Here is a 13,966-nt window from a genome sequence, read left to right as displayed (position 1 = left end):
TCGGCTTTCGCCCGTGCTGCTGTCCGCTTTCCCGCCATGGAGCCCCGAACGCCTTATCCTCGGCCAACCATTATCATGCTTTAGAGATATATGCCAATTAGCTTATCGCCACTTGGAATCGATGCCCCCGATTACCCGGATCGGCTTCGATCTTGCGTCTCCGATAGTGCGAAGGCCTTCAAAATCGCCAGTTTTAAGCTTTTGGTTTAACAGTCCGTTAATATAAACATGAATTTCAGTACATTATCAGAGAAAATTGATCCAGCGTCAAACCTTCCGCTCCTGCGCCAGCAGACGGCGCTTGCGATCGATGCCCCAGCGATAACCGGCCAGTGACCCGTCCTGGCGCACCGCCCGATGGCAGGGGATGACCAGCGCCGCCGGATTAGTGGCACAGGCCCGCGCCACTGCGCGCACCGCCGCCGGCCGACCGAGTGCAGCCGCAATCTCGCTGTAGCTGCGCGTTTCGCCGCGCGGAATGGCGCGCAGCGCCTCCCACACCTGATGCTGGAAAGCGGTCGCGCGGATGTCGAGCGGCAGGTCGAGATGCGGGCTGCGCCCGTCCAGATGCGCAAGGATCGCCGCCAGCGCCGGCGCCAGCCCCTGCTGATCCGGTACCCGCGCAGCCTTAGGGAATTCGGCGGCAAGATCGGCCAGCGCCTCATTCGCATCATCAGCGAGGCCGACCGCACACAGCCCGCGCTCCGTCGCGCCGACATAGAGTAGGCCGAACGCTGTCTCCGCCATCGCATAGCCCAGCGCCATGCCCTCGCCGCCCTTGCGATAGACTGCCGGCGTCATGCCGAGATAATCCCCCGCCTTCTCATAAAGACGGCTGCTGGAGCCATAGCCGGCACCATAGAGGGCGCTGGCCACATCCTCGCCTTTGCGCAGATGGTGGCGCAGCCGCGCCTGCCTGCGCGCTTCGGCATATTGTTTCGGCGTTACCCCGACCAGCTGCTTGAACAGGCGCTGAAAATGGAACGGGCTGAGGCCCGCACCCGCTGCGAGCGTCTCCAGATCGGGTGCCGGCTGTTCCGTGCGCTCGATCTCCCGGCAGGCGCGGCGTACCGCCACCATGCGCGGATCGGCAAGGGCAGCCTGTTCCGGCCGGCAGCGCTTGCAGGCACGGAACCCCGCCTGTTCGGCGGCTTCAGGCAATTCATAGAAGCCGATATTCTCGCGCTTGGGCTTGCGGCTGGGGCAGCTTGGCCGGCAATAGATCCCCGTCGAGCTCACCGCATAGACGAAATGGCCATCGGCATCGCTATCGCGTGCCAGAACTTGCAGCCAGCGTGCCTCTTCATCCGCCGGCTGCATGACCGCCCTCTGTGGCGCCGCTTCCTGTCGCTGGGCCCGCATGATCTTCTCCTCGTCATCCCGCTTCACAGGCACCAGTCTCACCCTTCGGGAAAGGCTTCACTACCCGAAGCTTGCGGCCTTATCCGCGGTCGAAATAGAGTCTCCGACGCTCACACGGCTGTAATAAAAGCTTCACAAATTTGTCGCGAGAGCATAATGAGTTCAGCCTACAAGAGGGCTCCAGCGTACCGCTGATCAGCCCATAAAGGGGGGACCTGAAATGATCATCCGCAAGTTTACACTCGCTGCTGGCGTTCTCGCCACCGCGCTCACCGGCGCCAGCGCTGCCCATGCGCAGACCGAAATCCAGTGGTGGCACGCCATGGGCGGCCGCTTGGGCGAGCTGCTGCAGGCCCAGGTTGACAAGTTCAACGCCTCGCAGAGCGAATTCAAGGTCGTTGCCACCAACAAGGGCAACTACTCCGAAACCCTGAACGCCGGCGTCGCCGCGTTCCGCGCCAAGCAGCAGCCGCACCTGCTGCAGGTGTACGAGGTCGGCACCGCCAGCATGATGGCCGCCAAGGGCGCGGTGAAGCCGGTCTATGAGGTGATGAACGAGAATGGCTTCCCGTTCGACCCGAAGAACTATCTGTCGGCCGTGACCGGCTACTACAGCACGCTGGACGGGAAGATGCTGTCGTTCCCGTACAACAGCTCCACCCCGGTCATGTATGTGAACAAGGACCTGTACAAGAAGGCCGGTATCGACACCGCCACCCTGCCCAAGACCTGGGCCGAGGTCGCTGCCGCCGTGGACAAGCTGAAGGCCGCCGGCGTCGAGTGTCCGATGACCGTCTCCTGGCAGTCCTGGACCCAGCTGGAGAACCTCAGCGCCTATCACAACCAGCCCTTCGCCACCAAGGCGAACGGCATGCTGGGCATGGATGCCGAGCTGACCTTCAACGGCCCGGTGCAGGTGAAGCACATCGACATGCTGGGTACCTGGGCGAAGGAAGGCAAGTTCTTCTACGGTGGCCGCCGCAACGAGGCTGCCGCCCGCTTCCGCAGCGGCGAATGCGGCATGATGTTTGAAAGCTCGGCCGGCTATGCAGGCGTGAAGAAGGAAGCCAAGTTCGACTTCGCGATCAGCAACCTGCCCTACCACGCCGAAGTCGAGGGCGCGCCTTACAACACCATCATCGGCGGCGCGTCGGTGTGGGTGATGACCGGCCATTCCCCGGCGGAATACAAGGGTGTGGCCAACTTCCTGAACTTCCTGTCCTCGCCGGAAGTGCAGGCCGAGTGGCACCAGAATACCGGCTATCTGCCGATCACCTACGCCGCCTATGAGCTGACCAAGAGCCAGGGCTTCTACGAGAAGAACCCGGGCACCGACATCGCCATCAAGCAGATGACCGGCAAGGCCCCGACCGATAACTCCAAGGGCCTGCGCCTGGGCAGCTTCGACCAGATTCGCACCATCATCGACGAGGAGCTGGAAGGCGTGTGGTCCGGCCAGAAGACCGCCAAGGCGGCTCTGGACAATGCGGTTGCCCGTGGCAACGAGCTGCTGCGCCGCTTCGAGCGGGCCAACAAGTAACCCGCTGACGGCTCAAGACGACGACAGAGGGCGGCGCATCCTTGCGATGCGCCGCCTGAGTCGTTACCAAGCCACAAACCTCGCCCTTTTCTGCAGAACAGACCGCCCCGATGGAAAAACGCGTCGTCTTCCGCCAGCGCCTGCTGCCGCTGGCCCTGGTCTTTCCCCAGCTGGTGATCACGGCTGTGTTCTTCCTCTGGCCGGCAAGCCAGGCGCTGTACCAGTCCTTCCTCATCGAGGACGCATTCGGCCTGTCGAGCGAGTTCGTCTGGTTCGAGAATTTCGAGAACCTGCTGAGCGATCCGCTGTATTTCTCCTCCTTCAAGACCACGGCCGTGTTCAGCATCTCGGTGACGGCGCTGTCGCTCGGCATGGCGCTGGTGCTGGCCGTCATGGCCGACCGCGTCATCAAGGGCACCGACGCTTACCGCACCCTGCTGATCTGGCCCTATGCCGTGGCCCCGGCCATCGTCGGCGTGCTGTGGCTGTTCATGTTCAACCCGTCGACCGGCCTCGTCGCCTTCTGGCTGAAGCAGATGGGCTATAACTGGAACCATGTGCTGAACGGCAACCAGGCCATGACGCTGATTGTGTTCGCCGCCGCCTGGAAGCAGATCAGCTACAATTTCCTGTTCTTCCTGGCCGGGCTGCAGGCAATTCCGAAATCGCTGATTGAGGCGGCTGCCATTGATGGCGCCGGCCCGTCGCGGCGGTTCTGGACCATCGTGTTCCCGCTGCTGTCCCCGACCACCTTCTTCCTGCTGGTCGTTAACATCGTCTATGCCTTCTTCGACACCTTCGGCATCATCCATGCCGTCACCAAGGGCGGTCCCGGCAAGGCGACCGAGACGCTGGTGTACAAGGTGTTCTCGGACGGTTTCGTCAGCCTCGACCTCGGCGGTTCGGCGGCGCAGTCGGTCATCCTGATGGCGATCGTCATCACGCTGACCGTCGTGCAGTTCCGCTATATCGAACGCCGCGTGCATTACTGAGGAACGCGCCATGATCGAACGCCGCCCCGGACTGACGATCCTCAGCCACATCATCCTGCTGAGCGGAATCGCTATCGTCGCCTTTCCGCTCTACGTGACCTTCGTCGCCTCCACGGTGACGCAGGGCGAGATCCTGCAGCCGCCCCTGCCGCTGGTGCCAGGGCCGCATCTGATCGACAATTACACGCGCGCCCTGTTCGAGGGGTCGAGCAAGGTGGTGCCGGTCGGGCAGATGATGCTGAACAGCCTGATCATGGCGCTGGTCATCGCCATCGGCAAAATCGCGATCTCGCTGACCTCGGCCTTCGCCATCGTCTATTTCCGCTTCCCGTTCCGGATGCTGTGCTTCTGGACGATCTTCATCACGCTGATGCTGCCGGTGGAGGTGCGCATCCTGCCCACCTTCGAGGTGGTGGCCGATCTGGGGCTGCTGAATTCCTATGGCGGCCTCACCATTCCGCTGATCGCGTCGGCGACCGCGACCTTCCTGTTCCGGCAGTTCTTCATGACGATCCCGGACGAGCTGCTGGAAGCCGCGCGCATCGACGGCGCCGGGCCGATGCGCTTCTTTCGCGACGTGGTGCTGCCGCTGTCGCGCACCAACATCGCCGCCCTGTTCGTCATCCTCTTCATCTATGGCTGGAACCAGTATCTCTGGCCGTTGCTCATCACCACCGACAAGGACATGAACACCATCGTCATGGGCATCAGCCACATGATCGGCGTGGACGATTTCACCGACTGGCCGGCCGTCATGGCGACCGCCATGCTGGCCATGCTGCCGCCTGTCGCCATTGTCGTCTTCATGCAGCGCCTGTTCATCAAAGGCCTGGTCGAAACCGAAAAGTAAGGCTTGGAAGGGTCAACACCGATGGCTGACGTCCATCTGAAGAACGTCTTCAAGAAATACGGCGATACCCAGGTGATCCACGGGATCGACATGGATATATCCGATGGCGAGTTCATCGTGCTGGTCGGCCCGTCGGGCTGCGGCAAGTCCACCCTGCTGCGCATGGTGGCCGGGCTGGAGGAAATCACCGGTGGCGACATCTCGATCGCCGACCGGGTGGTGAACCAGCTGGAGCCGAAGGACCGCGACATCGCGATGGTGTTCCAGAACTACGCGCTGTACCCGCACATGACGGTCTATGCCAACATGGCCTATGGGCTGAAGATCAAGGGCCTGCCGAAGGCCGAGATCGAAAAGCGGGTGCAGGATGCCGCCAGCCTGCTGCAGATCGGCCAGCTGCTGGAGCGCTATCCCCGCCAGCTGTCCGGCGGCCAGCGCCAGCGCGTCGCCATGGGCCGCGCCATCGTGCGCGAGCCGGCCGTGTTCCTGTTCGACGAGCCGCTGTCCAACCTCGACGCCAAGCTGCGCGTGCAGATGCGCGTGGAGATCAAGCGGCTGCAGCGGCGCCTCGGCACCACCTCGATCTACGTCACCCACGACCAGGTCGAGGCGATGACCATGGCCGACCGGCTGGTGGTCATGAATCTGGGTGTCGCCGAGCAGATCGGCACGCCGCTGGAGGTCTATGAGAAGCCGGCCACCATGTTTGTCGCCGGCTTCATCGGCTCGCCCTCGATGAATTTCCTGCCGGCCACCCTGTCCGATGGTGGCCGCACCGCCGATCTGGGCGGCGTGATGCTGCCGCTGAATGGCGGGGTCCGCGGTGCTGCCGATGGCAAGCCGGTGGTGCTGGGCATCCGCCCGGAACATCTCCAGCAGCAGGCCGAAGCCGCCCCGGGCACGCTGGAAGTCGCGGTCGATCTGGTCGAGATGCTGGGTGCCGACACGCTGGTCTATGGCACGATCCAGGGCACCGAGGCGCATCTGACCGCCCGCCTGCCCGGCGTGGCGCAGTTCCGGGCCGGCGACACGCTGCACCTGCGCCCGGCGGACAATGAGCTGCATCTGTTCGACAAGGAAAGCGAGAAGCGGCTGAACTGATCCCTGCTATCAGCAGCGGATTGGTTGCTATAGGCAAATAAATAAATCATGCTCGATCCTTCTGATCAGGAGGGTCGGGCATGGAAGAGACTATTCGTGAACAGCGCATCGCGGCGATCCGCCGCTTCAGCCGCTTCTATACCCGGCGTATCGGCGTGCTGCATGAGGGGCTGCTCGGCAGTCCCTATTCCCTGACCGAAGGCCGAATCATCTATGAGCTGGCGCAGCGTTCGCCGCTGACCGCCAGCGATCTTGGTGCCGATCTCGGCCTCGACGCCGGCTATATGAGCCGCGTCCTGAAGGGGCTGGAGGATAAGGGCATCCTTGCGCGGCGCCCGTCGCCGGAGGATGCCCGCCGCACGTTGTTGTCCCTGACCGAGGAGGGGCAGACTGCCTTCGCGCAGCTGAATGCGCGCAGTCATGACGAGATCGGCGATCTCCTCGACACGCTGCCGGAAGCCGCGCGGCAAAGGCTGGTGTCATCGCTGGAAACGGCTGAGACCCTGTTGTCCGGTGAGGCCCTGCAGCCCCCCGCCTATCTCCTGCGGCCGCATCGGCCGGGCGATATCGGCTGGGTGATCCAGCGCCATGCCGAACTCTATGCCGAGGAATATGGCTGGGACATCAGCTTCGAGGCTCTGGTGGCCGAGGTGGCGGCGACGTTCCTGCGCAACTTTGATCCGGCAGGCGATTGCTGCTGGATGGCCGAGATCGCCGGGGAGCGCGTCGGATCGGCGTTCGTGGTCCGGCAGGATACGGAGACCGCGAAGCTGCGGCTTGTGATCGTCGATCCCAAGGCCCGCGGGCTCGGCATCGGCGCCCGGCTGGTGGAGGAATGCCTGCGCTTCGCCCGCCAGGCCGGCTATCGCCGGATGATCCTGTGGACCAATGATGTGCTGCATGCCGCCCGGCACATCTACGTGAAAGCTGGCTTCCGTCTGGTCGCCTCCGAGCCGCACCACAGCTTCGGCAAGGATCTGGTGGGCGAAACCTGGGAGCGCGATTTGTGACAGGCGCGCCGGCAATCGACCGGCGAACTGCGCGGCTGGCCGGGCTGGCCGCCGCCGGCACTGGCATCCAGGTCGGCGCCACCCTGGTCGCCAGCCGCTATGCGGTGGAGCAGACAGGCCCGGCAACGCTGACGCTGCTGCGCTATGCGCTGGGGCTAGCGGTCCTGCTGGCCCCTGCCCTGCTGGCGCCACGGACACGCTTTGCGCCCCGCGACCTGCTGGCCATCGTTCTGCTGGGCATAGGCCAGTTCGCGCTGCTGGTGGCATTGCTGAATATCGGCCTGCAATACACCACCGCCGCCCGCGCCGCCCTGGTCTTTGCCAGCATGCCTTTGCTGACGCTGTTGCTGGCCGCCTTGATCGGGCAGGAAAAGCTGAGCGGCGCCAAGGGTCTGGGCGTGATGCTGACACTCATCGGCGTCGGGCTGGCGCTGGGTGAGACACTGGCCGCGCCGACCGGAGAAGGGAGGGACTGGCTCGGCGCGCTGGCCGTGCTGGGCAGTGCGGTCACCGGCGCCATATGTTCCGTGCTGTACCGCCCCTACCTTGCCCGTTATCCGGTGGTGCGGGTCGGGGCGCTGGCGATGGCGGCAGCCGTCCTGTCGCTGCTGCTGCCGGCCTGGTGGGAGCAGGGGGCCACACCCCTAACCGCCATCGATATGACCGCAGCCCTTGCTGTCCTTTTCATCGGGCTCAGCAGCGGCGTGTTCTTCTTCCTCTGGCTCTGGGCACTGCGCCATGCCCCAGCCAGCCGCGTTGCCGTGTTCCTGGCGCTCAGCCCGCCGACGGCGGCGTTGCTGGGGGTCCTGCTCCTCGACGAACCGCTGACCCTGTCGCTGCTGGCCGGCCTTGCCGCCATCGTCGCCGGAATCGTGATGGCGCATCGCTAGAGGTTCCCAAGATTACGACTTTGACAGCCTCCTTTTAAGTTGATATCAACTTTTAAGACTTGGAGGCTGAGATGACTCTTTTCTGGATCGTAACGATTGCCGTTCTGGCAGCTATTGCCCTGCTGGCGCTGGTCGTGGCGCGGCGGCCGGACCATTTCCGCATCGCCCGGTCGACGCGGATCGACGCACCGCCGGAGACCGTCTTCGCCATCCTGAACAACCCACGGCGCGGCGTCGACTGGTCGCCCTTCGAGCGTACGGACCCGAACATGAAGCGCGTCTTCACCGGCCCCGACCAGGGGGTTGGCGCGACCCTCGCCTGGGATGGCAACCGGCAATGCGGCACCGGCAGTATCCGCATCGTCGAAAGCGTGCCGCACAGCCATATCGCCCTTGCCCTGGAAATGAGCCGCCCGATGAAGGCCAGCAACCGCGTCATCTTCACGCTGGAGCCGGCACAGGGCGGGACAAAGCTCACCTGGGCGATGGAAGGCCCGATGAACTACGCCGGCAAGGCCTTCAGCCTGGTGTGCAATTCCGAGAAGATGGTGGGCGGGGCGTTCGAGACCGGCCTTGCCGATCTGAAGAAGCTGGCCGAGTGGGAAGCCCCGCGCGCCGCCTGACCGGACCTGCCATCACATGAAAAAGCCCCGCTCCTCGGAGCGGGGCTTTTCTTATTGCATGCGCCGAAGGCTTACTCGGCAGCTTTGGCCTGGGTGCCAGGGAAGCGGAACTGGGTCTGGGCCAGCTTCTCCTCCAGGGCGGCATAGCGCTCGTCGGAGATCGCGACGAAGGGCGGACGCACCGGGCGCCAAGCGGCATCGCCGGTCTGCCGGGCGATCATCTCCTTCATGGCGCTGGCCGCCGGCGCGCTTTCCATGGCGACACGCTGGGCGGTCATCTCGGCCTGCAGGGCATCGGCATCGGCGCTCTTCCAATTGGCGAACACCTTCGCCGCCTGTGCGCAGGTCACGTTCACCGTGGCCGAAATCGTGCCGGGCGAGCCCAGGCGCAGCACATCCAGCAGATACTTCTCGGTGCCGGAATACAGCTCGAAGCCGGGATGCTCGGTCAGCATCTTCTTCATATGCTCGAAATCGCCGGAGCTGTCCTTCATGCCGACCACGATGCCGGGGTAGTTCTTGATCAGCTTCGCGGTGACGGCATCCGGGATCGGCACGCCCGACATCTGCGGGAAGTGGTACAGGAAGATCTTCATCCGCGGATCGTTGATCCGGTCGATGGCGGTGGCGAAGGCGGCATACAGCCCGTCCTCGGACTGGTTCTTGTAGTAGAAGGGCGGCAGCATCAGCAGGCGCACCACGCCGGCCGCGAGAGCAGCCTTCGACAGAGCGACCGTGTCCGGGATGGCGCAGCAGCCGGTGCCGATCATCAGCTTGTCCTTCGGCAGGTCGGACTTGCCGATCGCCTCGATGACCTCCAGCCGCTCGGCGACGGACAGCGAGTTCGCCTCGCCGGTGGTGCCGAAGATCAGCACGCCGTCACAGCCATTGGCCAGCAGCCACTTGGCGTGCGCGAGGGTGCGCTCCGTATCGATGGAAAGATCGGGCTTGAAGGCGGTAAGGCTGGCGGCGACAACGCCCGCCGGGCCGGTCAGGGTGCTCATTTCGGGGTCTCCTGAAGAATGTTGTAAGCGCTTTCACGACTCTATGAAGGAAAGGCGCCGCGAATCAAGCGGCGGCGCTGCCGCGCGCCTTATAGCATCTTGTTTAGGGTCTCTGCCATCCGTTCCGGCGGAGTCTCATGTGTGAAATTCGCAAGATACTTACCGTCCGGACCCATCAGATAGATGATGGCACTGTGGTCCATCAGATAGTCGGCGGCGCTCTCGCTCTCCACCTTCTTGTAATAGACCCGGTAGGCCTTGGCGGCGGTGGCCACCTGCTCCGGCGTGCCGGTGAGGCCGACCATGCGCGGATGGAAGAACCCGACATAGTTCTTCATCTGCTCCACCGTATCGCGCGCCGGATCGACGGTGATGAAGATCGGCGTCAGCTTCTGCGCCTTTTCTTCCGGCAGCATGTCCATGGCCTGCGCCATCACCTGCAACCCCAGCGGACAGACATCCGGACAGTAGGTGTAGCCGAAGTTGACCAGCATGTACTGACCCCGGAAGTCGCTGTCGCGGCGCGGCTTGCCGTCCTGATCGACCAGCTCGAACGGCCCGCCGATCAGCGCCGCCGTGCCCTGCGGCGCATCCTGCTGCATCATCATGTAGACGCGGCCCGCCAGGGCGACCAGCAGCACGAGAGCGCCAGCGATGAAGATCAGCAGGGCGCGGCGCAGAAGGGTGGAAGACATCGGGCAGTCTTTCGCAACGGTCGGAAAAGAACCGGAAGGTTAATTGCAAGCTCTTCTTATAGAAGCAGCGGGCCCACAAAATCCATGCGGCCCGCCGTCGCACGCCTTTATGTGGGGTGTTGGCAGGGTCCGACAATGCCCTGTTCCCGGGGATTCCAGATCTGGCTTTCCGGCAAGCCCGGCCGGACCTTGTATTTGCCCCGCATCAGGACTATCTTATGGGCGTAGGAGTATTTGTAATGTTGCAACCGTTTACCCCGACTGTCGCACCGACGCCCACCACGACTGTAGCGGCCCCGCGCCCTGCGGAAATTCGTGGCGAGCCCGTGCAGGTGACGCCGGAGGCGGTTAGCAGCAACCGTCAGGTCGTCGAGCGGCAGCGTCAGGATGAGCGCGCCCGCGAGAACGAGCAGCGCAATGGCGGTCGCCTGTTCGATGCCCGAAATGCCCAGCAGGCCAGCCAGGCGAATGCGGAAGGCCGCGGCAGCCAGCTCGACATCACCGTCTGAGCTAAATCTCCCCTATGCCTCAAGGGCCGGCCTTTGCCGGCCTTTTTCATGCCTGCCTCCCGATAGCCTCCCAGCGCACAGGGCCGGTATTTCTGCTTGCCGCCGCCGTCAAAGCCCGCCAAATCTAGGCGCATGTCGCGCGACCCCTCAGACAGGCCCGATGCCCGGACCGGCGAAACGCCCCTGGATTCCGCCCTCAACAAGGGGCCTGTGAACCGGCGCGTGCCCGAGGGCGACAACCGGCCAAGGCTGATCTGCGACGATTGCGGCTTCATCCATTACGACAATCCGAAGATCGTGGTCGGTGCCGTGTGCCTGCATGAGGACCGCATCCTGCTGTGCCGCCGCGCCATTGCGCCGCGCATCGGCTATTGGACGCTGCCGGCCGGCTATCTGGAACTGAACGAATCGACGGAAGCCGGCGCCGCCCGCGAAGCCTTCGAGGAGGCAACCGCGCGCATCGAAATCGACCGGCTGCTGGCGGTCTATAACATTCCCCGCATCAGCCAGGTGCAGCTGATCTACCGCGCCCGGCTGCTGTCGCCCGAGGTCGCGGCGGGTGAGGAATCGCAGGAAGTGGCGCTGTTCCGCTGGGAGGATATCCCCTGGCAGGAAATCGCCTTCCCCAGCGTGCACTGGGCGCTCGACCATCATCGCCAGACCAGCGGAATGACCGATTTTCCGCCTCTCGGCAATCCCGCCGGCGAAACCGGACATTACTGAAGCAGGCCATGCCCCGTTCCTATGCAGACCGCGCCGTGGCCCTGGCCACGCTATCCGCCGTTCTGGACCGCAACCGGCCGCTGGAGGAAGCGTTCGACGAGGCGGCGGGCAACGGATTGTCAGCCCGCGACCGGGGCTTCGCCCGGCTGATCGCCAGCACGGCGCTGAAGCGGCTGGGCCAGACCGACGCCCTCATCGCGCATTGCCTGGAAAAGCCGCTGCCGGCCTCGGCCCAGCCGGTGCGCCACGCCCTGCGGCTGGGCGTCACGCAATTGCTGTTTCTCGATGTGCCAGCCCATGCCGCCATCGATTCCGCCGTCTCGCTGCTGGCAAAGACCCGCCATGCCGGCTTCAAGGGGCTGGCGAACGCGGTGCTGCGCCGGCTGGACCGCGAGGGCAAGGCTCTGCTGGACGATCAGGATGCCGCATGGCTGAACATGCCGGACTGGCTGTGGCATGCTCTCGTCGGCGCATATGGCGAAGTGACCGCCCGCGCCATCGCCGCCGCCAACATGACCGAGCCACCGCTCGACATCAGCGTGAAGGCAGACGCCGCACTCTGGGCCGAACGGCTGGAGGGCACCCTGCTGCCGACCGGCACCATCCGCCGTGGCTTCGGCGGTGCCATCGCCGATCTTCCCGGCTATGAAGAGGGCGCCTGGTGGGTGCAGGACGCCGCCGCCGCCCTGCCGGCCCGGCTGCTGGGGGATGTTGCCGGCAAGGATGTGATCGATCTGTGCGCCGCGCCCGGCGGCAAGACGTCGCAGCTGGCCGCCGCCGGCGCCCGGGTCACCGCCATTGACCGTTCGGTGAAACGGCTGGAAAGGCTGTCGCGCAATCTGCAGCGCCTCGGCCTTGCTGCCGCGACCCAGGCAGCCGATGGCACGGCATGGATGCCCGCCGACCCTGCCGACGCGCTGCTGCTGGACGCACCGTGCAGCGCCACCGGCACGATCCGCCGCCATCCCGATGTGGCGCTGGGCAAGACGCCCGCCGATGTCACCAAGCTGGCCGCCCTGCAGGACCGGCTGCTGGATCATGCCGCCCATCTCGTAAAACCGGGCGGGCTGCTGGTCTATGCCACCTGCTCGCTGCTGCCGGCGGAGGGGGAGGAGCGCATCGCCGCCCTTCTCGACCGCGCTGCGGGCGCGTGGGAGCGGGTCCCGGTCGATCCGGCCGAGATCGGCGGCTGGGCCGAGTGCATGACCCCGGACGGCGATGTGCGCACCCTGCCCTGCCATCTTGCGGATGAGGGCGGAGTTGATGGATTCTATGCCGCGCGCTTGCGGCGTCTTGGTTAAAGGGATAAGGAACGCAGCATGTCTCGACCCGTGAAGATTGCCCCCTCCATCCTATCGGCCGATTTCGCCCGGCTGGGCGAGGAAGTGCGCGCGCTGACGGAGGCTGGCGCCGACTATGTGCATGTCGATGTGATGGACGGGCATTTCGTGCCGAACCTCACCATCGGCCCGCTGGTGGTGAAGGCGCTGCGCCCGCACAGCCCGCTGCCCTTCGACGTGCATCTGATGATCTCGCCGGTCGATTCCTTCATCGAAGCCTTTGCCGAGGCCGGCGCTGACATCATCAGCTTCCACCCGGAGGCTGGCCCGCACCCGCACCGCACGGTCCAGCTGATCAAGTCGCTGGGCAAGAGTGCCGGCATCGTGCTGAACCCGGCAACGCCGGTCGAGGCGGTCGAATATCTGATGGGCGACATTGACCTGATCCTGGTGATGAGCGTCAATCCCGGTTTCGGCGGGCAAAGCTTCATCGACAGCCAGCTTGGCAAGATTGCGCGGCTGCGCCGGATGATCGACGACAGCGGCCGGGCGATCGAGCTTGAGGTCGATGGCGGGGTCAACGCCCGCACCGCGCCGCAGGTGATTGCCGCCGGCGCCGATGTGCTGGTGGCCGGCACCGCCACTTTTGCCGGCGGTACCGCCGCCTATGCCACCAACATCCAGACCTTGAGGGGCAAATAGGGTTGAGCGGCACGCGCGAGAGCAGCGGCGGGCATCAGGGCGGCAGGCCGGGCGGTCTCTGGCGGACAGTCAGAACCTTCGCCTACGGCACGCCGCTCTACCGCTACATGCTCGCCGGCCGCGTGCCCGACCGTATTGCCGCCGTCCCCTCCGACAGCTGGCCCGGCAATTCCGACCATGGCCGGATGATCCTGGAGGGCCGCTTCTCGCTGCTCGGACATGTGGTGCTGCTGTCGGCGGACCCCCGCGATCCTGACGCCTGGGTGCCGGAGAACGCCACCGGTGACTGGCAGGCCGCCCTGAACGGCTTCGCCTGGCTGCGCGACCTGCGCCAGGTCGGCGGCGACATGGCCAGGCGCCGCGCGCGCGAGCTGGTGGCGGACTGGACCGACCGTTACGACGACTGGGACAGCTTCGCCTGGGAGGCCGATATTCTGGGCGAGCGCATCGCCAACTGGATTGGCCATCACGATTTCTTCTGCGCCAGCGCCGACGACGAGTTCCGCGCCCGCTTCCTGGACAGCCTGTTCCGCCAGGCCCGCCATCTCGGCCGGGTTGCGACGACGGTAGGCGATGGCACCGGCTTGGTACAGGCCGCCAAGGGGCTAGTTTACGCCGGCACCGCCCTGCCCGAGGAAAAGGCCTGGCTGGCACTGGGCAAGCGGCTGCTGTCGGAGCGGCTGGC

At 64.9% G+C, this 13,966-nt stretch carries 15 protein-coding genes; 12 read left to right on the top strand and 3 right to left on the bottom strand.

All coding sequences use genetic code 11. The annotated features are described in order from the left end of the window. Nucleotides 1-267: 267 nt before the first annotated feature. A complete protein-coding gene (gene ada, locus P24_RS14815; RefSeq protein WP_051013159.1) occupies nt 268-1,362 on the bottom strand; it encodes a bifunctional DNA-binding transcriptional regulator/O6-methylguanine-DNA methyltransferase Ada in 1,095 nt (364 codons plus the stop codon). A gap of 220 nt (nt 1,363-1,582) precedes the next feature. On the opposite strand from ada, the gene ugpB reads away from it, so the two are divergent. The 7 genes from ugpB to P24_RS14780 all read left to right on the top strand — a co-directional run bounded on the left by ugpB (nt 1,583) and on the right by P24_RS14780 (nt 8,368). Continuing rightward, entirely contained in the window at nt 1,583-2,902 is a 1,320-nt protein-coding gene (ugpB, locus tag P24_RS14810; RefSeq protein WP_008945552.1) for a sn-glycerol-3-phosphate ABC transporter substrate-binding protein UgpB, read from the top strand. Nucleotides 2,903-3,012: 110 nt separating this feature from the next. Continuing rightward, a complete protein-coding gene (ugpA, locus tag P24_RS14805; protein ID WP_008945551.1) occupies nt 3,013-3,894 on the top strand; it encodes a sn-glycerol-3-phosphate ABC transporter permease UgpA in 882 nt (293 codons plus the stop codon). Between the two features lie 10 nt (nt 3,895-3,904). Further along, complete coding sequence (gene ugpE / locus P24_RS14800; RefSeq protein WP_008945550.1) at nt 3,905-4,744, top strand: sn-glycerol-3-phosphate ABC transporter permease UgpE; 840 nt, start codon at nt 3,905-3,907, stop codon at nt 4,742-4,744. 21 nt (nt 4,745-4,765) lie between these two features. Next, the gene (locus tag P24_RS14795) at nt 4,766-5,845 is read left to right on the top strand and encodes a sn-glycerol-3-phosphate import ATP-binding protein UgpC (protein WP_008945549.1); all 1,080 of its coding nucleotides are present in this window, start codon (nt 4,766-4,768) and stop codon (nt 5,843-5,845) included. Between the two features lie 80 nt (nt 5,846-5,925). Next, the gene (locus tag P24_RS14790) at nt 5,926-6,855 is read left to right on the top strand and encodes a bifunctional helix-turn-helix transcriptional regulator/GNAT family N-acetyltransferase (protein WP_008945548.1); all 930 of its coding nucleotides are present in this window, start codon (nt 5,926-5,928) and stop codon (nt 6,853-6,855) included. Next, nucleotides 6,852-7,745 carry a DMT family transporter gene (locus P24_RS14785; RefSeq protein WP_008945547.1) on the top strand — a complete coding sequence of 298 codons (894 nt, stop codon included), beginning with the start codon at nt 6,852-6,854 and terminating at the stop codon, nt 7,743-7,745. The genes P24_RS14790 and P24_RS14785 overlap by 4 nt, the downstream gene beginning before the upstream one ends. A 71-nt stretch (nt 7,746-7,816) precedes the next feature. After that, nucleotides 7,817-8,368 (top strand): SRPBCC family protein, encoded by a 552-nt coding sequence (locus tag P24_RS14780; RefSeq protein ID WP_008945546.1) that lies wholly within the window; start codon nt 7,817-7,819, stop codon nt 8,366-8,368. A 71-nt stretch (nt 8,369-8,439) separates the two neighbouring features. On the opposite strand, the gene P24_RS14775 is transcribed toward P24_RS14780, so the two are convergent. Together P24_RS14775 and P24_RS14770 are read right to left on the bottom strand one after the other, a co-directional pair. Next, nucleotides 8,440-9,372 carry a dihydrodipicolinate synthase family protein gene (locus tag P24_RS14775; protein ID WP_008945545.1) on the bottom strand — a complete coding sequence of 311 codons (933 nt, stop codon included), beginning with the start codon at nt 9,370-9,372 and terminating at the stop codon, nt 8,440-8,442. 89 nt (nt 9,373-9,461) lie between these two features. Further along, nucleotides 9,462-10,067 carry an SCO family protein gene (locus P24_RS14770; RefSeq protein WP_008945544.1) on the bottom strand — a complete coding sequence of 202 codons (606 nt, stop codon included), beginning with the start codon at nt 10,065-10,067 and terminating at the stop codon, nt 9,462-9,464. Nucleotides 10,068-10,306: 239 nt separating this feature from the next. Here P24_RS14770 and P24_RS14765 point away from each other — a divergent pair, with 239 nt between their 5' ends. The 5 genes from P24_RS14765 to P24_RS14745 all read left to right on the top strand — a co-directional run. Continuing rightward, nucleotides 10,307-10,576 (top strand): hypothetical protein, encoded by a 270-nt coding sequence (locus P24_RS14765; protein WP_147431084.1) that lies wholly within the window; start codon nt 10,307-10,309, stop codon nt 10,574-10,576. Between the two features lie 132 nt (nt 10,577-10,708). Continuing rightward, complete coding sequence (locus P24_RS14760) at nt 10,709-11,299, top strand: NUDIX hydrolase (RefSeq protein WP_008945542.1); 591 nt, start codon at nt 10,709-10,711, stop codon at nt 11,297-11,299. A gap of 8 nt (nt 11,300-11,307) precedes the next feature. After that, a complete protein-coding gene (locus P24_RS14755; RefSeq protein WP_008945541.1) occupies nt 11,308-12,600 on the top strand; it encodes an RsmB/NOP family class I SAM-dependent RNA methyltransferase in 1,293 nt (430 codons plus the stop codon). An 18-nt stretch (nt 12,601-12,618) separates the two neighbouring features. Further along, on the top strand, nt 12,619-13,281 hold the full coding sequence (gene rpe, locus P24_RS14750) for a ribulose-phosphate 3-epimerase (protein ID WP_040707921.1): 663 nt from the start codon (nt 12,619-12,621) through the stop codon (nt 13,279-13,281). 2 nt (nt 13,282-13,283) lie between these two features. Then, nucleotides 13,284-13,966 (top strand): heparinase II/III family protein (locus tag P24_RS14745; protein WP_008945539.1); only part of this gene is annotated, 683 nt, incomplete at its 3' end.

It is taken from the genome of Oceanibaculum indicum P24 (assembly GCF_000299935.1).
Lineage (GTDB): Bacteria > Pseudomonadota > Alphaproteobacteria > Oceanibaculales > Oceanibaculaceae > Oceanibaculum > Oceanibaculum indicum.
The sequence above is the reverse complement of the archived record's forward strand: the minus strand, read 5'-3'. Positions and strand labels throughout refer to the sequence as shown.